The following is a 24,404-nucleotide window of genomic DNA, read 5'->3' on the forward strand; positions in this document are numbered from 1 at the left end:
TCCCAAACCCTCCCTATAGGGAGGGCCCCAAAGGGCGCTGCCCTCTGGACTCCCTTTGCCGTATGCTTACGGTTTGTTTCTCGGGCCGCTTATCGTCCCTGCGGGACACGCTTGGTTTGGATGCTGCTGTAAACCCAGCATGTTGTGGGGTTTAATCGCTTATCGTCCCTTCGGGACCCGCTTACTTGAGATGGTATGGAAAATTTGAGATTATTACTGATGCTAGTGAGATTATTGCCGATTTGGCTAGAGTGTAAGAAATAACTGGGCCTGCTTCCCTAAGCTCCTAAATCTTTAAGTAATAAGACGCTTAACCCCTGCCCTACAGGCGGGGTTACAGTCGCCCTTCTACCCTCGCACTAAAGAAGGCTGTTGAGGGGTTGATCAGGTGAATATGGATTCATGGAGGTTATGGAGGTAAAGGGAATGGTATGGAAAGTGTAACGGCCGCCTTTGAAGTTTAAATTGTTACCTTTAAAAAATATAATAAAAACACTTTGAACTTCCGGGGTCCCCACAAAGTAATAGGAATTCGCTTCAAAGGCTATTCTTCACTTTGTGGGGTGGGGCAGCGGTGGAGTACCATCCCTTTCTCGGAATAACCGCCACGATGAATCCATATTCAACGAGCCCTGCCCTCTCACTTTCCCTACAAAGACTTACTTTAAACTCTTCAAGATGTCGTTCACTCGGCTCGACACCTGCTTATAGAACTGGTACATCGCTTCGCCGTTGGCCAGCTCGGCGCGTTCGTAGTCGAGCGCATTTTTCGACTCCTGATACGATTCAGCCATCTGACGCAAGGTTTCGACCAGCAGCTTGATATCATCGGATGCAGTCAGGCTTTGGCTGCGTCGGGACGCTTTGCGCTGCAGCAGATTTTGTCGTTTCTCGTCCAGCTCGCGTAGTTTGCTGTACATTTCGAAATCGACAAATTTATTAACCTTCATCAAATTAATGAACGGCTCCCATGGATCTTCGTCAGCGTCGTGATCATAGACGTACAGTGCACCTTTTTTGGTAATGGTCGAGGTATAGATGGCTTCGATGAAATTGGTGATGAACTTTTCCTCGTCCTTATGGGCGTTCAGCAGCTTTTCGAACTCGGCAATTTTCTCGGCAATCCGGTCGTACTTGCTCAGTTCGTCCTTAACCAGCTTCAACAGCTCAGGAGAACGGATCAGGTTTTCCTTGGCCATATCCGAATTTACGCTGCCAAAAATATCCTTCGTCCGTTCAACTTCAAGGCCATTTTCAAGCAGCTGCTTCAAATCACCCACGCAGCGCTGCAGCTCTCCCAGATTCGGTCTGGATGCAGCAAGCTGTAACGAGTAGGCCTCCAAATAACGGTTCAGGTCAAAAGGCTGCGTAAACATACATTCGTAACGGTTAATCGTCCCGCTGTCGACTCCTTTTTGCCGGATAACATGGAGTGTCAGCGCGCGTTCGAAGGAAAACCGCACCTCGGCGTTGTAGCTTTTCACCCGTCCATTCTGATATGTGTCACCCCATGATTTCTCCGGAATCGGTGATGGCAGGTAAGTCCAATTGACCTTATCCGTCTGCACCAAATGGCGGCCGACACCCTCCGGCTCAAGAATGGTACGCTCATAGCTTTCCTCGTATACCTTCATTGGCGTGTAAAGGAACAACGGAATCCCATTTTGGGTGTTCAACCAGAATATGCGGTTTTTCACCTGACTTTCCTTGATCGTAAAGCGTGAATTGGCAATCGCGTTATCCTGGAAATTACGAATACCTTTGAAAATACTCGGTGCTTTGAAAGGTACCGAAACAAAACCCCAAGAAGGGAAATTAAAATGCCCCGAGCTATTGCTCAAATGAAACACCGGCTTCGCTTCTTCATAAAGGCGGCTCGCAATCCGCTGCTCAACAAGCTTTTCAATGGAATCCTCATGTCCATACTTGATGATCAAATAATCCTCCATCGATTTGGTGATCAAATCGCCAAAGTGATCCGTCAAAAACTCGGATATCGAGCTGATCACGTCCACTTCCTGCTCTTTGATCCACTGGTTCGATTTGTCCAGCAGCTCGCTCGTAAAGTCACGGATCAATTCATTGACGTTCTTCTCATTCGTCACTTCACCAACAAGCGAGGCAATATCCGGGATGCTAACAACGTTCCAATAATAGGTACGGTTCCCCTTGTGATCAACTGCTTCTTCACCATTGGTCAGAATCCGGCCGTTCTTTTCGAATATTTTATTTAGCTCATTCAACAGCTCGGAAAACACCTGATAAATCCGCGAATTTTCATCATTGATCAATTTATATAAATCCTCATAAAATTCGACCATCTGCTCCATCCGCTCGCGGTCAGCGTGCAGCAGATATTCCTGGATTTTGGACTCGATAAAAGCATCCTTCTTCTTGTCCTTGGAGATGAACGCGCTGCGGGCCTCGGTCATTTTCTGAACCGACTGCTCTTCGGCAGATTCCACATCACGCGGGATACGGTAGATGCTTTCATGCAGTGCTTCTATATAGGAGGAAATCAGCTTAAGCAGACAAAAGCCTTTGTCCTGCAAAATAATCCGCGACACGTAAAACGGTCCCTGCTCGGGATTGCCGAAAATTTTCGTCATCTGCTCGGTGAAGTTTTCCTTGATCTGACCGGGCAGCTGCTTGCGGCTCTTGATATATTCCTCACGGGCACGCGACAGGAAGCTTTGCTCCAGCTCTGTATCGATATTGACGACCTGCTGCTTGATGACATTGTTATAGCTTAACCGCTCGCTGTTCTGATAGCCCGGTATCGGCTCGGGAACACGCTTGTCGAATTCACGATGCACAGAGTCAGGATCGATACCCAGCTTGTGCGCCAGCTTTTCCACTTCTTCCTGTGTCGGTCCGGCGTCAAACATCTTTTCCATCCGCTGGAACACCTTATAGGCCAAGTAAGTCGTCATTTCCTCAATTGGCAGCACCGCAGAGGACGCACCCAAAATATTGTACTGATAGTTGGCGGCATACGTTTTCGGCATCTGGTTAATATTCGTGCGGATGTTGCTGATATAGTCATGGATCGCGAACTCCTCGCCGGAGCTTTTGTCCTCGCTGGCCATAAAGTTGGTGATATTCTCCGCTGTTACATTCATGCAGTAATCGTAGGCATTTTCGAGCAGCTTGCCCTCGAGATTTGTAGCCGAAATGAGATGTGCCAAATTAAACGGAGGCATCGGCGAATTCACGTTCAGGATGCTCGCATATTGCTGCTTGAACCGCTCAGTACGCTCATCGACATTCATCCAGTAGTCGAGTTCCTTCATCGCCGCATAGCCGTTCTTTTTAATATATTCGCGTGAATGCTCAGTCAGGCTTTTGTTCGCCAAATTGACGTCAGGCGTGAACAAGTAGCCAAGTATATTGACCTTATCTACCCCTGCGGAACCGTAATCGCGCTCCATGATACCCCGTACGATATAGGCGATATCGAGGAAGCAACCGCTGCCTGTACCTCCCGCGAGGCCCGTCAGCACGAATACCATCAGCTTCTTGTTCGTGCCGACAGATAACGATTTGATTTTCCGTTCGATGGTTTGCACAACCTGTACGATCTTCGTAAACAAGAGCAAACGTCCGGCCTGTCTGACACCTGATGCACCATTAATGCCATCTGTAATTGTCAGCTCGGGTGACAGCCATTCGCGAATGTAAGGCTCAAGAATGCTCCGGTTTTGCAGGACGCTGCCGATTTCGGCATTGGAGAGCAGCACGAACTCGGTCAGCGGATCCAGACCAATGCCTTTATATTTTTTGTTGCGGTCATGCTCATTCGTTTCCAGTGCGAGAAATTCGACGTTGGCCGGCTTCTCCTTTTTCTTCTTCGTGAATGGGTCCTCAGGCAGCTTGAATCTGCGGTTGATCTGGTATTTCAGACGCAGCAGCGCGTCAATCCCTGTACCGCCAAGCCCAATAACGAGCATCGGATTGTCTATCGTATCGACACGAATTTTGTCGCTGATAATGCCTCCGCCCAATGACACATCCAGCTGTTGAATATGCTCTCTGACAACTGCTTTCATATTGATGGCCTCCTATATGATGCCTTGTCCAAATCGTGAATGTTCAGGTTAAGGAAGCATGTCTTCGACACCTGTCGAAGGCTAGTCTCCCTGCTGCGACATATTGTCGCATCCTGTTTCATCGTCTGCACATGGATTTTATTTGATAAATTCAACCGTGATCGATTTATTCATATTTTGCAATAAAATTTTGATGCGATCGTTGTTTTTAAGCTCCTTGCCGTTAACTGCGTCGAATAAACGACCGCCCTTTTCGATAACACAACCGGATTGGTTGTATAGAACGACCGTGTCGCCAGGACCCGGCTTAAACACGATCTGCTTCGTTTCGGCAAATTCCGGCGCCAACTGCAGCAATTGGTGAAGCTCCACCTTGCCTTTGAAGGCATTCAGCTTGCGGTACTGCGGGGTTGTTCGCTCTCCGGTGTCCTCATCCTTGATTTCTACGACCATTTGTCCGTAAAAGCCTTTATTCGCCTTTTTCCATCGGGATAAAACGAACCATGCGGCTGCGATCAATACGAGCAAAATCCCCACAATCCAGGCTATAGGGCCAACCAGAGCAGAATTGCTCCCTGCAGTCGCTTCACCGCTGCCAGTTGTCGGAGGCGGCACAGGTGATCCGGCTTTTTTGGCGGATACGGTTACTGGCTGCGATTCACGAACGAAGCTCGCATCCTCTGCCTTGACCTTGATTTCATAATCATGCGCCTCAGCAATCTTGAACGTTCCTTCTATACCTTGTACCGAAGCCGTTAGTGGTATTTCCGACGTTTTTTTCGTATCGAGATCGGTTATGACCAGAGCGGCCTTGAGATTTTTGTATAAATCGGCATCCGTTATCTTGGCACCATTCGACTCCAAAAATGCTTTAATCGGCACTGTGTCGCCAGGCTTATAAGAATTAGACGACAAAACCTCCATCAACACCTGCACATCGTAGTTATAAATTAAATTAATGTCGATTTTTTCTTTCGGTACGCCTTTAATTTGCAGCTTCCAATCGCCTTGGACCGGACTTATCAGCTTAATTAGCGTATAAGCGGAGGAAGCCGTATAAATAATTTTGTCGGAAGGGATCGTTTGCTGTTGGCCCGCAGGGTTGATCAGCTTCGCTTCCACCGGCTTGGACGACATCATTGAAATGTTCGCTTCCAGCACGCTCGCATTGGGAATGTTAATTGTCACATCCTGGAACTGGCCATTCGCCGTAATGCCTGCGAGCGGTACAACCTTAAGCTTCAGGTGGCTCGCATAAATTTCGCTTAATATTTGCGGCAGCTTGTCGGCTGTCGAGGTAATGAACAGCTTGCCGCCTGTTTCTGTCGAAATCCGCTCCAGAACATCCTTGTTCAAGGTTCCGTCCGCATTCAAGCCAATCGTGTAGATCGGAATGCCCTTATCCTTGGCTTTCTTCACGGCCTCATCCAGCACCTGATCGGACTGCTGCTGGCTTTTACCGGCATTCAGTGAATTATTGCCATCGGTCAGCAGAACGATCAACGGAACATGCCCAGGCTCACTGCCCCCGGATTCAAGGATTTTTACAGCTTCATTGACTCCAACAGCTATATCGGTATAAGGCCCTCTCGTCAGCTGATCGATGAACGTTTTCAAGCTCTGCTTGTCGGCTGCACTGCCTATCTTCAGCAGCGCCTTTTCCCGCAAAATTTGATCCGTATACGCCACCACACCGATCTTGTCACCTTGGACAGAAGCCATATCGATAAACATTTTCATCGCTTCATTGCTTACCTTGTTCACATCGCTTTCGTTCATGGAGGTACTGACATCCACCGAAAGCACAGCATCGATCTTCGTGTCGCTGCCCGCTGCCAGCGTATAGAGCGGAAAAGCCAGCACCAACGCAAGCATGGCGGCTGCGATCCTTATAAGTGTACTATTATTCTTCACGTCGTTAATCCTCCAAAACATTCATATACGAATAGACTATCTACTCACCATCTTAATCTTTTAGAGCATAAAATTCCACTGTCCCATTTCTTATGATATTCTTAAGGTTACTTACAGCCCACATCTCGAAGAGGAAATGAGCGCAGTCGGACAAGTCCAAATACGCCGAGCGTTTCAGCCTGAGCCTTGTGGTCGATACATTGGAGGTGCATTGGATGCTAACCTATACCTTGCTGGCGCTAGCCATTATTTTCATTCTGTTCAGGTGGACCCAGTTTCATAAAAGCAAACGAAATGAGCTTTCTCTGGGCCGCATTGATGCCGATTTCAAAAGTCAACTAAACCACGGTGATGCTCATGAAAAATAAAATCGCTGCCCATTTTCGACCCAGTCGTCGAACCAGCCATACCTATGAACGTTTGAAGCAATGCAAAGGTTGCGGCAGCTACTCTTCATTGTGGGACGATACATGTCTGTATTGTGGGGCTGAAGGAAAATTCACTCCGCTATTGCCTTTACTGCAGACGATTATGAAACGCCATGCCCAAAGAGACGTATTGATTGTCGGTACGGGAGCCCTTGCAGCTATAGTGCTGAGCAAAAACCTGATGGAAATGCTGATTTCGCTGCTGGCAGGAATAGCGCTTATTGTGCTGTATCTCCTGCTGCGCAAAAAATATACGCCCTATCTGGAGAAAAGCTTGCTCAACGAGCTGCTGCAGAGTGAAAATCGTACGATTCGCGAAGGATTGCTGCTGGATACCGAGGATGCGGCGGCAGATTTGAAGGCCGAGGATTATAAACTGGCATATGAAAAGCTGCGGGAAATTGGTTATTTATTTACCGGCAATCAAGTGAAAATTCTCAAGATCATCTGTCTGAATCATTTTAATCTGCGTAAGGATATGGACCTCGAGCTCAGCACGCTGCTGCCCGAAGCCTTCGATATTGATTTTGTACTGTATTTGTTTGAGGTGAGCAAGGTAAACCCTGAGCTAGTCAAACGGGATGCTATCGATTATACCATTCGTTATCGCACAGAAATTGAAGCCCTGCCGGGTGGGCATATTGCGCTCGCGCTCGTATTTACAGCCGCACTGCGTGTAAAGGCTTATGTGCTCCAATACCAGGATCAAATCGCCGATTTTATCGAGGAACTTCCTCGTGAACGTTTGATTCGACTGTGTCATTTGGTCGCTGAAGGCCCGGAGGATTACCCACAGCTGTACCCAAGACTTACAGATCTTCTGAAGCAAAAGTACGAAACTGATACAGAGCTTCAGGGAATCATTTAAAAATATAGTGAATAAGCATCGGAGCGACCCTGATGTTCTGGGGATAGCATAGCGTCATACTCACCGCACTAAAAACATCAAGAAAGGAGGATGGCCCATTGGCATCTTTCATGTATAAACGCTCGAAATACTCTCGCAATGCGGCTGCTATTGTACTGGCGGCAGTGTTGTGCGTGGCTGGGTATAAAGGCTACATCAGCTGGCAAAAGACAGATCTGTACGCCAAGGGTGTGGAACTGCAGGCTGCAGGAAACGAGCTTGAGGCTCAGCAAGCCTACTCCAAGGCCCAACAAATTCGCATCATTGACTATAAGGAGAAGGAAACCGCCGCGGCACTGGCTTCCTTGAATCCCGCTGCTGCACTTAAGAGCTGGTTCACTTCCCTTTCCGCGGACCTGAAGGCGGCCGAGAATGTGAACGATATCACCCTGCTGCTGAAAACCTACAACACGTATCAGACTAAGGCCACAGAGATCGCTGCGCAAGATGAAGCCTCGCAAAAACGTTTTGCCGAAATGTCGGCCTCCGAGCAAATGGAGGAACGTTTTAACAATGCGTTCGCATACGCCAAGCAGCTGCTGGTCAAAAGTCTGGAGAACGATATCAGCAAGAAGACTTTTAATGGAGATAATAATATTGCTTATTTGCTGCAGCTGCCTGCCGCTTACTATAAAGATGAAAATACCAAAAAGCTGGAGCTGAATAAGCTGCTGGAGCGCTACGATCAAGCCCGATTGGATACAAGCAGCAAAACCAAAACAATCGGAGAAGTGTTAAAGGAGGTTGCGGGTATCCGCAAGTTCTATGACGCTAACCACGTTGAGGCCGCCTGGCTGCAGCCGAAGCTGGAGAGCTATGCACAAGCGACGCTGACCAAGCTGGAAAAAAATGATTTAAAAGGCTTTATTGCAGCCGCCCTGCTATTCCAGACGTCCAGCGAGCTGGGAGGTCCTTCATCTAAAATAAATACCTACATTCAAACGACGATCCGCAAGCAATACGAGCGTGCTGAACAGCTCGCAACCACCCAAAAGTTCGCGGATGCCGTAGCTCTATATAAGGTATTGAACGAATACAAGGACACGAATAAGGAAATAAATGAACTCGAGCAGCGCTGGCTCGAAGCCGATCCGCAGCAGTTGCTGCGCAAGGCGGCAGGTACTGAGCTTACCTTTACCAATGTGATCAGTAACAAGGGGCAAGCAGGAGCCAAGCTAACCGCTGCAGGTGTGCTCGATAATAAAACCCTTGTGCTGGCCCGTCTGCTCCCTGATCAGAAGATCGAAATGTCACGGACCGCCATCGATCAAGGTGTCACAGTAAAATCAATCCAATGGTCAGACCAGATTGGAAAAAAAAAGGAGATCCCTTCTTTGCTGATCGAAGCCGCCTCCAAAACCCGCAAGGTCCGTTATCTTGCCTATGAGGTCAATACACCTGAGCTTTTTAAAGTTCTCGATGTAGAAGCTGATAAAATCGATTACGATCCCACAGGAGCACTCTTATTCGATAACCCGACAGGTGATGGTGCCGGACAGAAAGCCGTTTACGAGTATCGTAATGGCCGCTATGCCTTTGTCAAAACGATGATCGATACGAAGCTGGGTGGAGCTCCACTGGATATTCCATTGACGGAGATGATAAGCCATAAGAACGAAAAAATCCGTTTTCAGGGCACGATCACCTCTGTTGATGATAACCATGCAATGATTCAACTTAATAACGGCTATGTGCTGTTGACCGGAAATGTTCGCTTCAAGAAGGGGCTCACGACGATTACTGGCATTTACACAGGCAGTGAGGAAGTAAAGAAGACACCAGCTCCCGTGACCGAATACAGGGTAACCGTGTTGGAATTGACTCCATAAGCAAACATCCCAAACCACACAGTGGAATGGGATGTTCTTTTTCTTGTAGACAGTCTTACCCTACCTGGGAAATGAGCGCAGCGGCACCTATTCACCGTTCTTTCAAATCTCCATAATGATCGGCAGAATGACGGGCCGCCTTCCTGTCTGCTCATATAAAAAGCGTCCTAGCACGGCCTTCACATTGACTTTAAGTGAATTCCATTGATTCATATGTTGCGCCTGCAATTGGTTTATTGTGTTTTTTACAATAGCACTGGCTTCCTCCATCAAATCCTCGGACTCACGAACATAGACGAAGCCGCGGGAAATGATATCGGGCCCGGATAAAATTTTACCGTCCATTTTGCTAAGTGTAACCACGACAACAAGTATTCCATCCTCCGATAGATGCTTGCGGTCGCGCAATACGATATTTCCGACATCACCGATGCCCCAGCCATCTACAAGGGTATTGCCTGATGGTATTTTTCGAGTTTGGCGGGCTACTTGATTCTCAATGTCCACGACTTCACCGTTATCAATGATAAAGATATTGTCCTTGTCCACCCCAACAGATTCAGCCAGCCATTTATGCTGATGAAGCATACGGAATTCGCCATGAATGGGAATAAAATATCGGGGTTTCATCAAAGTCAGCATTAATTTGAGCTCCTCCTGGCTGGCATGGCCAGATACATGCATCCCCGTTACCGTTCCCGAGCCATAGATCACTTTAGCTCCGATACGAAATAAATTATCTACGATTCGTGCAACATTTCGTTCATTTCCAGGTATGGGTGTCGCGGCTAGTATGACAGTGTCTCCGGCTACGATTTCAGCATGTCGATAGTTGGAGCTGGCCAACCGGGATAAAGCAGCCATAGGCTCACCCTGGCTTCCGGTACACAGGATAGCGATTCGATCAGAAGCCATTTTATTAATATCAGCCGCTTCGATCAGCATGCCTTCAGGAATATTGATATAACCGAGCTCCGAAGCAATATTGACTACATTGATCATACTTCGACCGAGCAAGGCCAGCTTTCGATTCGTTACCAAAGCCGCATCTACCACCTGCTGCAGTCGATGTACGTTGGATGCGAAGGTCGAGAGAAACACTTTTTGCGTAGCCCTTTTGAAGGCTTCTTCGATGTGCTCACCTACAATTCTTTCCGAAGGGGTAAATCCAGGACGCTCCGCATTGGTGCTCTCCGATAATAAAGCTAATACGCCATTTTTGCCGATTTGTGCCATCTGGTGAAAGTCCGGATACTGCTCGTTGACTGGCGTCAAATCGAATTTAAAATCTCCTGTATGTACAACCGTACCTTCAGGTGTATGAAATACTACGCCCAGACAGTCAGGAATACTGTGATTGGTTTTAAAAAAGGTAGCAGACATCGAACCTAGTTCAACCCTGGAATCAGAATGGATCTGGATCAGCTCAGCCTCAGCGAGCAGTCCGGCCTCTTTTAATTTATTTTGAATTAATCCAAGCGTTAGCCGTGTTGCATAAATCGGCATATTCAATTGCTTCAATATATAGGGGACGCCGCCGATATGATCTTCGTGTCCATGAGTAATAATCAAAGCCCGCACTTTATCTTTGTTTTCCAACAAATAGGAAATATCTGGAATGATCAAATCTATCCCTAATAGGCTTTCATCAGGAAACTTGGAGCCGCAGTCGATGATCACGATATCATCTTCGAATTGAATGAGATACATATTTTTGCCAATTTCATTGACGCCACCCAAGGCTGCTATAGATAATTTATTGCCTATAGTACCCAAATAAGATCCCCCTAACCAAAACTTCTTTCACTCAGTGTGCGTAGAGCCGGAGTTTTTATACACCACTAACAAAATGAACAGACGACCCATGGGCAGCCTCTTCTCAATTTAGACGTTTATGCACTTGTTGGTGTCTTCGGATGATCCCAGTCCAGCGGAATCATGACTTCCAGCGGCTTCGGCGGCTCTTTTACGTACTCTTCGAAGGACCCTAACTCCAGGCTTGGAAACTGCACGCTGTAGGCGTACTTGTCCCTCGCTACACGCAGAATTCTTATACAGCAGCTCTATAAATTTCGACTTTTGAAGAGCGGCACCAACTGATGGAGGGAGGAGCCACGCTCCGTTAACGATAACCGTACATAAAATCAAGATGTTGGCAACCAAAAGCCATTATCTGCGTACATGCTTGAAATCAGGCTGATGACCCCTCGGATCATGGGGAGCGTACTTCTTGTATCGCCGACACAAAGTCTCAAAAGAGCTGGAGGCTCTAAGATGGCTCATGCGGTTCTGAACAGCATCGGCTACTTCAGGTGGTAGATGATGATGTTCCTTGCTGTCCGTTCTCAATTGTTTCAAAGCGGCATGAAGCCTGGATTTGCATGTCTCTTCCTGGATTCCGAGCACAGCCGCGGTTTCTCGCAGAGACAGTCCGGTATAATAGTGCATAATGATGACCTCTCGTCTTTTCCCTGATAATCAATTAACGTGATTTTGAATAACCATTGTCGCAATGGTTTCGATGGATCGTACAAATGATATTTGTGAAAGGCACGAAGGAACGCTTCCTGCGCGATATCATCGGCTAGTGCCCTTGATTTCGTCATCATAAGTGCAATTCCGTATACATTTGGGGCATGCTCCTCATACATCTCTTTCCTCAAAGATATTTCCTCCCCTCCCTTACACTCGTAGTAAATATGCTTTCAACCGTAAAGTAGTTCGATTCAATATCTCTATAAACGCGATTATTTATATAAATTATATTTATTACTTGATCGAGAAGCCTTATCATGTTCTTCAGATTTATTAATCTATTGTATGGTAAATCATTATCTTCTTGAGTTAGAAACTTTTTCCATAACCCTCACGTCTAATTGTAAAATTGCCTATAAAGGAGAACCCTCATGCCCTTCCCCAATCGTCTTATTAAATGTGTTGTTGGCCTCGCGCTTTTATTTGTATCCATTAACCTTGCAACTGATCAAGCATCCGCAGCTCCCAAACAAGTGAACGTACATATGCCTACATTTAACGTTGAGCTCAATGGTGTCCTGATTGAAAATGAGCACCAAAAATATCCTTTGCTCGTTTATAACGATATTACTTATTTTCCTATGACATGGGATTACAGCCGTGCCTTAAGCTTGTCCGTGAACTGGGATCAGGAAAGCGGACTGAGTATATTGCGAAACAACCAGTTCCGGCAAAAGCCACAGCAAAGTTTGGGCTTTAACAATGATCCGAGCCAGGTTTACACGGCAACAGTTGCTGACTATCCGATCAACGTCAACTGGAAAAATATCGATAATACCAATGAGCCATATCCGATTTTGCAGTTCCGCGATATCACTTATTTCCCTATGACCTGGCGCTTTACCCACGATGAATTTGAATGGGCTACGAGCTGGGATAATAAAGCAGGGTTCAAATTAGCGACCATTCAGCATAAAGTGCTTTACCATCTGTTTTATGATGAGGGTGATTTCCTCTATGCGTACGGCAACCAAAATGATATATATCAAATAAATAAATCGCTGGAAGGGACACCAGTCCGACTTGCTAAGGATGCCGCTGATAAGATCGCTAAGCATGAAAAGGACCGCTTTCAACCTTATCAGGCTGCCAATTTTGAAAATAACAACGAAAAAGTTGAATTGAAAGACCAGACGATTATATATAAACAGCTCGAATTGCTGTCATTCTCATCCAATAAGGCGAATACACAGGAAAATAAGCAACAATCGAACGTAATGCCTATTGCCTTGCGCAACAAGGTCCATTCGTTTGAAAGTATAGTCCTACCTGTAAACAATGAAATCAGTTTTGTGCATCTCACTGTTTATTACGCGGATCGAGATATTTACACCCCACAAGACAGCTTTACGTTTATTGTAAAAGACGGACGAGCGGTACCGGTTCCCGAATTCAATCAAAGACCGAATTACGTGATACCCAATAAGGACGGCTCCAGTTGGTTCATTAGCCAAGCTCCCTCCTCCATGTCTGCTCGTACTGCCAGACTTCGCGGCCAGGTTCTGCATGTTTCTTCTGACGGTACAACGACATCCATGAACAATCAGACTCAGGCCGATAACCTTGATCTACTGTATGTTGATCAGGGTGCTTTAATAGTTAGAGCTTACAGCGACTTATTACCGCCCCAACAAATCAAGGAAACGGACGGCATCTATGCGTTAGATGGAAATAAACCTGCAGCCAAGCTGTACCCTTATTTGCCCGGTGATTATTATGTTGACGCAAGCCGTAACCTATATCTGATGGACGGGATGACAAACCGCCTTACCAACATAACGACGAATTCATCCAAATATTGGTGGGATTATGAATTGATGACTCAATTATATTAACAATGAAAATAACCACATGTCGCTGAGGCGAGGTGTGGTTGTTTATTTTTATTTGTGTGTCTCCCCACGGTACTGTAATTTCCGCCTTAAAATCATGATAACCATTCTCGTTGTAATAGAGAGTAACAGCGTTGATCAACGTATTCTCCATGAAAGGAAGCATATCCACGTAAAATGCCGTCCTCGTTAAAACCAAGCTTTTTTAACAACATCATCGATGGTTCAGCATCCAGGTTGGTAAATGCTTCTATCCGATTGAATTCCATCGTTTCAAAACCAAAAGCAATGACGCTATTTAAAATTTCCGTCTACAAGAGTATTATTCTCCTTTAATATAATTCCCCATCTGAAGGCTTTATATTGAATAAACAGGTTGTTCATAAACGTTATTAAACCTTCTGCCTGCTGAATACTGGTGAACGGATCCTCCCCCATATCTTTTGTAACATCACCATCCGAAAATATTTCAAATACGGTAGGTGCATCTTCAAGCGTCATTTGACGCAATACAAAGCGTTCAGTCTCCAATAACGGGAATGTCTCCAAATTCAAATGAAACCACAACCTTTCTTTATAACAGATAAAGGAATCGTCTTAAAAGGTTCATACCTTGTTGAAACCAGTTTATTGTAAAGGGAGAGTGAGAACAACGGATTTATTATTTATACCTAAACGTTCTGCTCACAATAAAAACTGAATCAACGCAAAAAAAGCAGGCTACCCGTCAGGTAATCTGCGTCTATTTCCTATGTATATAAGTCCGTTTAATAAGTCGCTGCTGCAAGTGCGGAACACGCCTGCGAGATTATGCTGTTCTACATCTCTTCCTGCGATTCATACATTTTAATCACAAATGCGGTACCCTGCCCAAGTTCACTTGTGACTTTTATCGAGCCTTGATGCCGATCAATAATTTTTTTGACGGTGGCCATCCCAATTCCATTGCCTTCATAGCCTTTGGCGTTATCGAGCCTTTTGAAGGCGGTGAAAATGTGGGGAATATCCTCGCTTCTCATCCCTATACCATTATCCTCGATCAACACCGCAAAAGCGCCATCCGCTTCGTTGTGTACCAGCGAGATCTGGATAATCGGCGCGACTTCAGTCCTATGGTATTTAATCCCATTACCTATAATATTTTGAAATAACTGATACATTTGTGTCGCATCCGCTTGAATGATCGGCAATCTGTCCTTGACGATGACCTGACCTTTATTGTGTTCAATCGTACTGGATAAATCCGTAATCACGAGGTTGATAACCTCATTAAGATCCACTTCGGTATAAGAAGATGCATTGGCATTCAACTGTGCATAGGACAGCAAGTCCGTAATCAGATGCGTCATCCGCTCTGCTGTCACGGAAATTTTCGAAATGTACCCCTGTCCCTTCATACCCAATTCCGAGCTGTGTCGGGCGAGTAGAAGCTCACTGAGACCCGTAATGACATTCAATGGATTTTTGAGATCGTGGGAAACGACCTGGGCAAATTCCATCAAGCTTTCATTGCTTCGTTTCAGTTCGGTTTGCATCGATTCCAGCTCGATCTTCCTCAGATTCAATTCCAGGAATACTCTTACTTTGCTTAACAAAATATCCGGATTAACCGGCTTAAACAAATAATCGACGGCGCCGCTCTCGTAGCCTTTGAATACACTTTGGTCCTCCGTATCGCTGGCCGTTACAAAAATAATCGGAATCTGGCTCGTCTCATCGTTGCTGCGCAGCAGCTCTGCGAGCTCGAATCCATCCATCTCCGGCATATTGACATCCAATAAAATAAGCGCAAAATCATGCCTGAGCGTAAACGATAATGCCTCATTGCCGGATTCAACGATGAAGATCTCACAATCCAGCACGCGTAATATTTTTTGCATCGCAATTAAATTTTCCTTACGGTCATCGACTACCAATATTTTTAATGTTTGGCTTTTATCATTTCGACTGTTCATAGGCTCCTCCTCATTGTATTCATTATGAATCATCGGTTGGAAGGCTGCAGCTCCAGCAAATATTTTCCAATTTCGTCTAATGTTAAAATATGATCGGCCTTGACCACACTCATTGCCGCGAGCGGCATAATATTGTACTCCGCGTTTGCCGGGTCCTGTATGATCGCCTGGCCACCATTCTTCTTAATGTTACGCAGCCCCTCACTGCCATCGCGATTAGCTCCCGTTAGAACGATGCCGAGACACTTTTCTTGAAAAACAAATGCGGCACTCTCAAATAGCACATCAATCGATGGACGGGAATAATTTACCTTGGGGTCAATCGAAAGACTAAACATGCGTTCATCCTCAATCAGCAGGTGATAGCTGGGTGGGGCCACATAAACATAACCGGGACGGATCGTTTCTTTATCTACTGCTTCTTTGACACTGATACTAACCTGTTCATTCAAATAATCGACAAGAAAGCTGTCGCTGCCCTCTAGCAGATGCTGAACAATGATGACGGGGAGGTGATAATCCGCCGGGAGATAAGCCAGTATGGTTACCAAAGCCTTAAGTCCCCCTGCAGAAACACCAACAACGACTGCTTCCAATTGATTCATAACCTTGTGACTTCCTTTCCAGGTGTCTGATCAAGCTACTTAGGTAATTGCTTTCGAAAAATTCTCCACTTGCTTGAAAGCGACTCAAAATCTGAATGAATATCTGAAAATTCGATCGATTCCTTGCTGCCGATACATAAAAATCCGCGAGAAACGAGACTGCTGTTAAAAAGACGAAGAACCTGATTTTGCAGCTGCTTATCAAAATAGATCAGCACATTGCGGCAAACGATCAAATGCATCTCGCCAAAGGCTTGATCCGTAGCCAAGTTGTGCTGGGAGAACACAATATTCCTTTTTAAATCCTCGTTGATTTTACCCATCTGATATTTGGCATGGTAGTAATCTGAAAAGGAGGACTTGCCTCCGCCTTTTTGATAATTTGAAGTAAACTTACGAATGTTCTCCAGCGAATAAATACCTTCCTGGGCAATGTGCAGCGACTCCTGATTAATATCGGTTGCGTAGATCTGAACACGATCATAGAAGCCTTCTTCCTCTAACAGGATCGCCATCGAATACACTTCTTCACCTGTTGCACAGCCTGCATGCCAAATTTTTACAAAAGGGTACGTCATCAATAAAGGGATCACCTGCTTGCGCAGCTCCGCAAAAAACTCCGGGTCCCTGAACATTTCCGTAACGGTCACCGATAAATCCAACAGCAGTTGGTTGGTAAAAGCTTCATCATACAGCACCTTCGGAATCATATCGGAAATGTAATGCAGGCTATTTTTTTGTTTGATATAGTGCAATCTTCTCATCAAGGAAGAACGGGCATAATTGCGAAAATCATACCCGTGCCGCAGAAAGATCGCATCCAGGAGAAGATCGATCTCAATCTTTTCCGATATTTTATCGCTCATGGTTATTGAAAGAGCCATACTCTGATTAATGACAGTAATTTGTCGGTATCCACAGGCTTGGTCATATAATCGTTGGCTCCCCTTTCTATACATTTTTCCCGATCCCCCGTCATCGCCTTGGCGGTCAGCGCAATGATGGGGAGCGATTGAAACTTCGGCATTTCACGTATTCGGCTGATCGCCTCATAGCCGTCCATCACGGGCATCATAATATCCATAATGACGAGCTCTATGTCATTCTCGCTGTCCAGCTTGTCCAAAGCCAGCTTGCCGTTATCGGCCATGATCACTTCCAGCCCGTGTTTCTTCAAAATCTTGGACAAAGCGAATGTGTTCCGAAGATCATCATCCACAAGCAGCACTTTACGCCCTTTCAGCGTCTCATCGGAGTCACGCACCATCCGAATCATTTCCTTCTGTTCTGGAGGCAGCAGCTTATGGATGCTATGCAGGAATAACGATACCTCGTCCAATAAACGGTCGGAAGAATTAACGCCTTTAATGACAATGCTGTCCGTAAAGCGATTAAGCTCCTTAAATTCCTCCTGGCTGAGCTCTTTACCTGTGTTGATAATGATCGGAGGCACCGGGTTCTCCATATCCTTGACCAGCTCCTGCAGCATCTCAAAGCCCGTCATATCCGGCAGCGTCAGGTCCAGAATCACACAGTCAAAAGTCTCGGCACGCATCCGCTCCAGACCTTCCTTGCCGGTATACACACTATGAATTTCGACCTTCTTATGCTTCAACAGCTCACGGATTGCCTTTTGATTGTTGTAGTCATCCTCAACGACCAGCACCTGCTGAATACGTTCGTGCAGCACATTTTCAATTTTGGCAAATACAGTATCAAAGTCGTTCGAATCCAAAGGCTTGGACAGAAAACCGATGGCTCCACGCTGCAAGGAATCCGAGTTTTTATCTCTTCCCGAAATAATGTGAACCGGAATATGGCGGGTTTCATTGTGATATTTCAAATGGTCCAATACTTTAAGTCCATCCATATCGGGCAGGCCCAGATCAAGCAGAATCGCGCTTGGGATATACTGCTTGGCAATTTGCAGGGCACTGAAGCCATCACCTGCCGCCAAACATTTAAAGCCTTTTTTTCGTGACATCTCCATCATGATTTTCGCAAACTGACGGTCATCCTCAACGATCAAAATCGTTTTTTCCTGAACCGGAATTTGCAGCAGCTCGCGGTCATCAGGCAAAAACACTTTGATTTGCGGCACAAAATCATCCTCAAGTGCACTGGCTGCCTCCGTCTCACTGCTTGGCAGCTCGGACTCTGGTACCCCACTTCGGATGGCAGGCTGGCTGCGCGTTTCCAAAACCTCCACGCTTGGTATAACCACCCCACTCAATGGCAGATACAAGGTGAAGGTGCTTCCCTTGCCTTCCTTACTCTGCATATGAATCTCGCCGCCCAGTAGCTTGGCAAGTTCTCTGGATATCGTTAACCCGAGGCCCGTTCCCCCATATTTGCGGCTCGTTGTGCCATCGGCCTGCTGGAACGCCTCGAATATCGCTTTTTGCTTATTGGCAGGAATTCCGATCCCGGTGTCTGTGACCGATAAGGCAAGAGCTCCATTGGCGGACAAATCACCGTTGTGATAGGAAGTTTGAGCGTCTGCCAGTGCGATTTTTAGCGTAACCGAACCGGAGGACGTGAATTTGAGCGCATTGGACAGCAGGTTTTTCAAAATTTGCTCGGCTCGCTGCCCGTCCGTAATGATTTTATTCGGAACGTTGCGCTCACGAATCAGCTCAAACTGCAAACCTCTATCTTTGGCTACAGGATTAAATTGAATTTGCAGTGATTGAAGCACCGTATCGATCGTGACTTCTTCCAGTTGAACGTCTAATTTGCCCGCCTCCACCTTGGACAAATCCAGAATATCATTAATCAGCCTTAACAGATCCAGGCCTCCGCTGTGAATAATCTTGGCTGACTCAATCTGGTCATCGGTCAAATTGTTCTCATCGTTGGCAGCTAACGATTTGGCCAGAATGAGCAAGCTGTTCAGCGGCGTGCGCAGCTCATGCGACATATTGGCGAGAAATTCCGATTTATATTTGCTGGCAAGCTCCAGCTCTTTCGCTTTTTCTTCCAATTCCTGCTTGGATAATTGAATAAATTGATTTTGCTTCTCAATACCGGCTTTCTGCAGCTCCAGATAATTCGATTTCTCTTCCAATTCCTCATTAATCGCCTGCAGCTCTTCGCTTTGGATCCTCATCTTATCCTCGGATTGCTTGAGCATCCGCGTCTGCTCCTCCAGCTCCTCGTTAGCAGTACGCAGTTCCTCCTGCTGGGTTTGAAGCTCTTCGGTCAGCAGCTGGGATTCATGCAGCAGCTGCTCGGTACGCTGACGACTGTTCACACTATGAATCACAACTCCCAATGATGAAGCCAACTGCTCCAGCAGGTCATGCTCAATAGCGGTGAAAGCTCTGAATGAGGCAAGCTCGATTACCGCCAGCACTTCATCCTCGAAGAGGATGGGAAGCACCATAATTTGCAGTGGCTTATGCTCCCCAAGTCCCGAGTTAATCTGGATATAATCAGCGGGTACATCCGTTAGCAAGATCGGTTTTTTTTCGAGAATGCTTTGTCCCACTAGCCCTTCACCCGACTGGACCCGGTTCGAGATGTTTTTTCTTTCTTTATGCGCATAGCTGCCAAGCAGTACATATTCGCCGTAATACGGAGCGTTTTTATTCGTTTCCTTCACATAAAATACACCCTGACCCGCCTTGACCAGCTTTGATATTTCCGAAACAAGCTCATTGACCAGCTGCTGCAGACTAATCACACCTTGAGCCATCCCTGTAATGTGGGCTAGCTGTGTTTTGAGCCAGAACTGCTGTTCATTTTGCTCAGTCGTATGCTTTAAAGAGGCAAGCATCCTGATCAAGGCTACGCTCAGCTGGTCACGGTCTGAACGCGGGACGATCGTTTGCTCATATTCGCCCAAAGAAATTCGGTCTGCCTGCGTAATAACCTCACGGTAGCTAAGTACCATCTGGTTAAAAGCATTCATGAGTTCGCCGAATTCATCCTTGGAATTCACATCAAGATGCACATCCGTCTCACCCAATAATATGAGTTCTGTCGAATTCTTGAGAGTGCGAATTTGCCTAACCATCATTCTTGAAATCACGACAATGACCAGAACGGAGGCAACGATAATAATGATATTTAAAATAATCGCATTAATTAATGATTTTGTCGTGTTTTTGCGAATCGTTTCCATCGTTTGCAGCAATTCTTTGGAAAGTCCGTCCTCGACCTGCTTGAGCAGATCAATACGGTCCGTCGAAACTGCGTACCATCTCTCAGGGTCGATACTAAGCGTCTTACCTGGCTCCAGCTTCAGGATCTGTTGAATATACCTATTGACTTCGTCAATGGAAGGCCCTTTGATCGTGTTCTGATACAAGCTGCGTGCATCAGCGGTCGCAGACGTCGCGGACACCGTATAATAAAGCTTCTGCTCGTTCTCCAGTAAATTGATCTGGGTTACATCACTGAGCTCAAGGCTTCTTTCTGTAAGGGCGCTGTAGATCAACGCCCTCTCCTTGCTGACCGCAGACTTGCTGCGTGAGAATTGAATATAAGAGGACAGCATATTGGAAATTTGTTTGTTCGAGCCAGATTGATTCATATTTTCCATCATTGTAAAAAAGCTGCCGACCACATCTATGTAGTAGGCCTGCGCCTCGGTATCCTTGATTTTATCCTGATCGATCTGGGTGCGAAGAGCCGTAATTTTATCAAGCTTCGCTACCGTATCCGAGAAGTCCTTATAAAACTTTTCCCCGAGGATATCCGAATCTGTCGCACGCAGCTGCTGCTGGATCGCGATTATTTTCTCATCCGTTGGCTTGCGTTGTGCTATCAGCATATTGAGACGGTTAACGGTTTTATCCCCGTAGTATCCGGTGACAAGACCCCGCTCCTTCTGAAATTCATGAATTAAGTCATTCATGGAAACCTCGGCCGAAACCAACACCTGAAGCTTGTTAATCTCGGACAATTCATTCACTTTTTCATAAATCGTATTGACAGAGAAGTACAACAGCCCAAGCATGGGAAGTACGATCATGAAAAGCAGCTTGCTATTTATTCGTGCATTCTTAATCCATTGCATGCGGTTCGTCCTCTCTGATTGGCGATCTGTTGTCCACCACTAATAACTACTGAATATTATATTATTGATAGGTAACATAATCCATCCTTTTTCGACAGGTCGATGAAATTAACCAAAGCAGGTTACCCCATCGGAGTAACAGCGATTCGATCAGTTTCACCAAGAAATCGCAATTATTGTAATACGAGGTCATATGTAATAAAATAAAGTAACCTAACGTTGATTAGGAAAGCTACATGTTAGTTACCTTTATAAGGGGTGGATGTCCGATGACGGCAAGTAAAATAAAAACAGCCGCGCTGCGCTTGTTTGCGCAAAACGGCTATGATGCAGCACCCTTATCCGAGATTGCCAAAGAGGTAGGAATCAAGACACCTTCCCTGTATGCTCATTTCCCCAGCAAGGATGATTTGTTCCGGGCTGTGTTCGAAGATGTGCTGAGTGAGCAGCAGCAGCGTATCAAAGCCCTTATTAACGAAATTCGCGACGACTCGGTCCACGATCAATTGTTTGGTATTTGGCAGGATACATGCCGGACCTATTTGTTAAGTGAAACCAACATGACCTTTATAAAAAGAGCTATGCTCTTTCCGCCTATCACTTTACAGGAGGAGCTGCGAGCCCGGTTTACTGCATCCGAGAACACGCTGTCGACGGCGCTGACCCATATTTTTGCAGAAGGCATGCGGCAGGGCATCATTCGCAGCGAACAAATCACGGATTTGATTGCCTCCTATTATTGCATGCTGGATGGTGCTTTTATTCAGCAATTTTACTATTTGCCTGATCATTTTGAACAGCGGATGCATAGCGTCTGGCGGATGTACTGGCAGGGTATTTCAACCATTCAGCCTTAAAGACGTGCGCTGCCCAGTTCAGACGTTTGCTGCCTTTTCGAATTGGGTCCGATACAGCCGCGCGTACAAGCCGTCCTGCTCCAGCAGCTCGGCATGGCGTCCCGACTCCAGCACACGTCCAGCTTCAAGCACGATGATCCGATCCGCCGCCAAAATCGTTGACAGCCGGTGGGCAATTACGAGCGTCGTGCGTCCGTGCATTAAGGAATCCAGCGCCGTCTGTACATAAGCCTCCGATTCGGAGTCCAGATGCGAGGTAGCTTCATCCAGCACAAGAATGCGCGGGTTCTTGAGAATCGCTCTGGCAATAGCCAGACGCTGCCTTTCTCCACCTGACAGCCGATGACCACGCTCCCCAACCATCGTATCATAGCCATTTGGCATAGCCGCAATCGTCTCATGAATATAAGCTTGCCGACAGGCCTTCTCCAGCTCTTCATCTGTTGCGTCAAGCTTGGCAAACAACAAATTATCACGAACCGACGCATGGAACAGGAACGATTCCTGTGTAACGAAGGCTACCTGCTCGCGCAGTGATGCCAATGTAACGGACGCAGCGTTATGACCATCAATCGTTACAACCCCTTCAGTCGGATCGTACAACCTGGCCAGCATGCCGATCAATGTCGACTTTCCGGCTCCACTTGGCCCTACGATAGCTACAACCTCACCCGGCTGCGCTGTAAAGGTGACCTGCTGCAATGCGTATTGACCTGGCTGATAGGCATACGAAACATGATGAAATCCAACCTGTCCCTGAACGGAGGACAGCGCCTTCGCCCCAGTCAAATCTGTAACATCAGGCTCCATATCCTCGTATTCGAATATTCGCTGAAAGACGCCAAGTGCCGTCTGAACCTCCACCTGAAGATTCAGCAGCGTGCCAATCGGACCGTACAATCGTCCCAAATAAGCAGCAAAAGCTACGATACCGCCTATCGTCATCGATCCCTCTACCACATTCCAGCCACCGTACAAATATATCAGTGCCGTGCCGAGCGGTCCCAATACACCAAGCACCATCCCATACCAACGACCGACCAGATTGAGCTTCAGCTCCAAATCCATAACCCGCTGGTTCAGCACGTCAAAATCCTGTTCCTGCTTGCGTTCCTGCTGGAAAATCCTTGTTAATAATGCACCGGATACACCAAAAATTTCCCCAAGCTGGGATGACATCTCGCCGCGTACCCGCTGCGTTTCGCCCCGCAGCCGCTTGCGAATCTGGGATACCTTACGAACAGGCAATATAAACAAGGGTAAAATGACTGTAGCCAATATCGCCAGCCGCCAATCCAATACGAATAAAATGACGATTGTCGTGATCACAATAACACCCTGTGTGACAGCCGATACTACGATGGTTGTCACTACATTTTGCACCGCCAGCACATCGCCAGTTAGTCGTTGAATAATTTCCCCTGACTTCGCGTCCGTGAAGAAGCTCATCGACTGCCGTTGTAAATTAGCAAATAACGAGCGTCTTAAATCACGCATCACACCCTGACCGACTTTGGTGTTCTGGTGATTTTGCCATACACTGAGCAGACCGCTGCTGACAGGCAGCAGCACCATCAATCCGATCAATTCGATCAATTTTCTTTTGTCACCCTGCGGTATCGCTGTATCAATAATTTCCTTCATCACAAGGGGCGGAATAAGTCCAATTAATGCGGCACCCAACGCCAGTAAAATAATTATGACCAGCTGCACACGATATCCGCGGAATAAGCCGTAAATCCGCCGCAGCGATACTTCCTTCAAAGTAGCTTTACCTCTGCTTTGTAAAGCTTGCTTGCTTCCACCTTCCCAGCCGCCCCCGCCTCCACCTTCCCTCATGCTCATCCTAATTCTCCCTCCGATATTAAACCTGCAGCCGACTCCAATGGAAATACGTCCATGATGCTTACTGTGATTTCCTTGGCCATTGTCATAATCCGATACAACGAGGTACCTTGCAATATCGCATATTGATTCCCCTCATTATGATTAACAATAGCAGCAATCGAATAATTCCCTACTGGCGGCAGCATCCGCCCCACGGACTTGCCAGGCTCCATCGGCTGATTGGACACCTGATAGCTGGCTATGGAAGAAGACTGCCCGAGACAGGCATCAATAGCGATGAATGATTTACCAGATTTCATCAGCGGCAGGCTGGTCAGTCGATGAACCATATTGCTTGCATCCAGCGGAAATTCCAAGGTACCCAGCACCTGGGTATAGCCCGCCTCCTCCAGCATCGTGCCTACCAATGGACCGAGCGAATCCCCCGTCGAACGGTCAGTACCGATGCATAGAAACACCAGATCCTCAGTCCTTACCCCGCTCCTCCGTATGGAAAGCATAAATTCGCCAAGCTCCGGTCCCTTGATTCTTTTACGTATGATCGGGAATGCCTCTTTCATCAAATTCCTCCTAGCAGTTGCTCTTATACAATCATGAATGTATTTATTGTAGCACAAAAATT

Annotated in this window: 17 protein-coding genes; 5 read left to right on the top strand and 12 right to left on the bottom strand. The window is 46.5% G+C overall.

Annotated elements, in window-relative coordinates; genetic code table 11:
- Positions 1-659 precede the first annotated feature (659 nt).
- Complete coding sequence (locus NST47_RS34035; RefSeq protein WP_341159078.1) at positions 660-4,049, bottom strand: tubulin-like doman-containing protein; 3,390 nt, start codon at positions 4,047-4,049, stop codon at positions 660-662.
- A gap of 138 nt (positions 4,050-4,187) precedes the next feature.
- The gene (locus NST47_RS34040; protein ID WP_341159813.1) at positions 4,188-5,924 is read right to left on the bottom strand and encodes a VWA domain-containing protein; all 1,737 of its coding nucleotides are present in this window, start codon (positions 5,922-5,924) and stop codon (positions 4,188-4,190) included.
- Between the two features lie 254 nt (positions 5,925-6,178).
- Here NST47_RS34040 and NST47_RS34045 point away from each other — a divergent pair, with 254 nt between their 5' ends.
- From NST47_RS34045 to NST47_RS34055, 3 genes are all read left to right on the top strand, one after another.
- On the top strand, positions 6,179-6,331 hold the full coding sequence (locus NST47_RS34045) for a hypothetical protein (protein ID WP_341159079.1): 153 nt from the start codon (positions 6,179-6,181) through the stop codon (positions 6,329-6,331).
- On the top strand, positions 6,321-7,259 hold the full coding sequence (locus tag NST47_RS34050; protein WP_341159080.1) for a hypothetical protein: 939 nt from the start codon (positions 6,321-6,323) through the stop codon (positions 7,257-7,259). The genes NST47_RS34045 and NST47_RS34050 overlap by 11 nt, the downstream gene beginning before the upstream one ends.
- Positions 7,260-7,369: 110 nt before the next feature.
- Positions 7,370-9,127 (top strand): hypothetical protein, encoded by a 1,758-nt coding sequence (locus NST47_RS34055; protein WP_341159081.1) that lies wholly within the window; start codon positions 7,370-7,372, stop codon positions 9,125-9,127.
- A 102-nt stretch (positions 9,128-9,229) separates the two neighbouring features.
- Here the strand turns inward: NST47_RS34055 and NST47_RS34060 are convergent, their stop codons facing one another.
- The 3 genes from NST47_RS34060 to NST47_RS34070 form a co-directional block, all read right to left on the bottom strand.
- Complete coding sequence (locus tag NST47_RS34060; RefSeq protein WP_341159082.1) at positions 9,230-10,903, bottom strand: ribonuclease J; 1,674 nt, start codon at positions 10,901-10,903, stop codon at positions 9,230-9,232.
- 393 nt (positions 10,904-11,296) lie between these two features.
- The gene (locus tag NST47_RS34065; protein ID WP_341159083.1) at positions 11,297-11,575 is read right to left on the bottom strand and encodes a sigma factor-like helix-turn-helix DNA-binding protein; all 279 of its coding nucleotides are present in this window, start codon (positions 11,573-11,575) and stop codon (positions 11,297-11,299) included.
- A complete protein-coding gene (locus tag NST47_RS34070; protein WP_341159814.1) occupies positions 11,482-11,778 on the bottom strand; it encodes an RNA polymerase sigma factor in 297 nt (98 codons plus the stop codon). The genes NST47_RS34065 and NST47_RS34070 overlap by 94 nt, the downstream gene beginning before the upstream one ends.
- Positions 11,779-12,033: 255 nt before the next feature.
- On the opposite strand from NST47_RS34070, the gene NST47_RS34075 reads away from it, so the two are divergent.
- Positions 12,034-13,497, top strand: coding sequence for a hypothetical protein (locus NST47_RS34075; RefSeq protein WP_341159084.1), 1,464 nt, complete (start codon positions 12,034-12,036; stop codon positions 13,495-13,497).
- Between the two features lie 291 nt (positions 13,498-13,788).
- Here the strand turns inward: NST47_RS34075 and NST47_RS34080 are convergent, their stop codons facing one another.
- The 5 genes from NST47_RS34080 to NST47_RS34100 all read right to left on the bottom strand — a co-directional run bounded on the left by NST47_RS34080 (position 13,789) and on the right by NST47_RS34100 (position 21,077).
- Complete coding sequence (locus tag NST47_RS34080) at positions 13,789-14,049, bottom strand: GNAT family N-acetyltransferase (RefSeq protein ID WP_341159085.1); 261 nt, start codon at positions 14,047-14,049, stop codon at positions 13,789-13,791.
- Positions 14,050-14,312: 263 nt separating this feature from the next.
- A complete protein-coding gene (locus NST47_RS34085) occupies positions 14,313-15,449 on the bottom strand; it encodes a sensor histidine kinase (protein WP_341159086.1) in 1,137 nt (378 codons plus the stop codon).
- Positions 15,450-15,478: 29 nt separating this feature from the next.
- The gene (locus NST47_RS34090; RefSeq protein WP_341159087.1) at positions 15,479-16,054 is read right to left on the bottom strand and encodes a chemotaxis protein CheB; all 576 of its coding nucleotides are present in this window, start codon (positions 16,052-16,054) and stop codon (positions 15,479-15,481) included.
- A 35-nt stretch (positions 16,055-16,089) separates the two neighbouring features.
- Positions 16,090-16,920 carry a CheR family methyltransferase gene (locus tag NST47_RS34095; protein ID WP_341159088.1) on the bottom strand — a complete coding sequence of 277 codons (831 nt, stop codon included), beginning with the start codon at positions 16,918-16,920 and terminating at the stop codon, positions 16,090-16,092.
- A gap of 2 nt (positions 16,921-16,922) precedes the next feature.
- Positions 16,923-21,077 (bottom strand): response regulator, encoded by a 4,155-nt coding sequence (locus NST47_RS34100; protein WP_341159089.1) that lies wholly within the window; start codon positions 21,075-21,077, stop codon positions 16,923-16,925.
- A 269-nt stretch (positions 21,078-21,346) separates the two neighbouring features.
- On the opposite strand from NST47_RS34100, the gene NST47_RS34105 reads away from it, so the two are divergent.
- Positions 21,347-21,934, top strand: a complete 588-nt coding sequence (locus NST47_RS34105) for a TetR/AcrR family transcriptional regulator (RefSeq protein WP_341159090.1) — start codon at positions 21,347-21,349, stop codon at positions 21,932-21,934.
- An 18-nt stretch (positions 21,935-21,952) separates the two neighbouring features.
- Here the strand turns inward: NST47_RS34105 and NST47_RS34110 are convergent, their stop codons facing one another.
- Complete coding sequence (locus NST47_RS34110) at positions 21,953-23,779, bottom strand: ABC transporter ATP-binding protein (protein ID WP_341159091.1); 1,827 nt, start codon at positions 23,777-23,779, stop codon at positions 21,953-21,955.
- Positions 23,776-24,342, bottom strand: coding sequence for a spore protease YyaC (gene yyaC / locus NST47_RS34115; protein ID WP_341159092.1), 567 nt, complete (start codon positions 24,340-24,342; stop codon positions 23,776-23,778). The genes NST47_RS34110 and yyaC overlap by 4 nt, the downstream gene beginning before the upstream one ends.
- Positions 24,343-24,404: the final 62 nt, after the last annotated feature.

The organism is Paenibacillus sp. FSL H8-0034, from assembly GCF_038000305.1.
Lineage (GTDB): Bacteria > Bacillota > Bacilli > Paenibacillales > NBRC-103111 > Paenibacillus_S.

What these genes read in the sequence shown, in the direction of transcription:
- NST47_RS34110 (WP_341159091.1), bottom strand. Translation starts at nt 23,779, where the DNA reads ATGAGCATGAGGGAAGGTGGAGGCGGGGGCGGCTGGGAAGGTGGAAGC.
- NST47_RS34085 (WP_341159086.1), bottom strand. Translation starts at nt 15,449, where the DNA reads ATGAACAGTCGAAATGATAAAAGCCAAACATTAAAAATATTGGTAGTC.
- NST47_RS34065 (WP_341159083.1), bottom strand. Translation starts at nt 11,575, where the DNA reads ATGCACTATTATACCGGACTGTCTCTGCGAGAAACCGCGGCTGTGCTC.
- NST47_RS34035 (WP_341159078.1), bottom strand. Translation starts at nt 4,049, where the DNA reads ATGAAAGCAGTTGTCAGAGAGCATATTCAACAGCTGGATGTGTCATTG.
- NST47_RS34100 (WP_341159089.1), bottom strand. Translation starts at nt 21,077, where the DNA reads ATGCAATGGATTAAGAATGCACGAATAAATAGCAAGCTGCTTTTCATG.
- NST47_RS34055 (WP_341159081.1), top strand. Translation starts at nt 7,370, where the DNA reads ATGTATAAACGCTCGAAATACTCTCGCAATGCGGCTGCTATTGTACTG.
- NST47_RS34090 (WP_341159087.1), bottom strand. Translation starts at nt 16,054, where the DNA reads ATGAATCAATTGGAAGCAGTCGTTGTTGGTGTTTCTGCAGGGGGACTT.
- NST47_RS34040 (WP_341159813.1), bottom strand. Translation starts at nt 5,924, where the DNA reads ATGCTTGCGTTGGTGCTGGCTTTTCCGCTCTATACGCTGGCAGCGGGC.
- NST47_RS34105 (WP_341159090.1), top strand. Translation starts at nt 21,347, where the DNA reads ATGACGGCAAGTAAAATAAAAACAGCCGCGCTGCGCTTGTTTGCGCAA.
- NST47_RS34070 (WP_341159814.1), bottom strand. Translation starts at nt 11,778, where the DNA reads ATGTATGAGGAGCATGCCCCAAATGTATACGGAATTGCACTTATGATG.
- NST47_RS34095 (WP_341159088.1), bottom strand. Translation starts at nt 16,920, where the DNA reads ATGAGCGATAAAATATCGGAAAAGATTGAGATCGATCTTCTCCTGGAT.
- yyaC (WP_341159092.1), bottom strand. Translation starts at nt 24,342, where the DNA reads ATGAAAGAGGCATTCCCGATCATACGTAAAAGAATCAAGGGACCGGAG.
- NST47_RS34075 (WP_341159084.1), top strand. Translation starts at nt 12,034, where the DNA reads ATGCCCTTCCCCAATCGTCTTATTAAATGTGTTGTTGGCCTCGCGCTT.
- NST47_RS34045 (WP_341159079.1), top strand. Translation starts at nt 6,179, where the DNA reads ATGCTAACCTATACCTTGCTGGCGCTAGCCATTATTTTCATTCTGTTC.
- NST47_RS34050 (WP_341159080.1), top strand. Translation starts at nt 6,321, where the DNA reads ATGAAAAATAAAATCGCTGCCCATTTTCGACCCAGTCGTCGAACCAGC.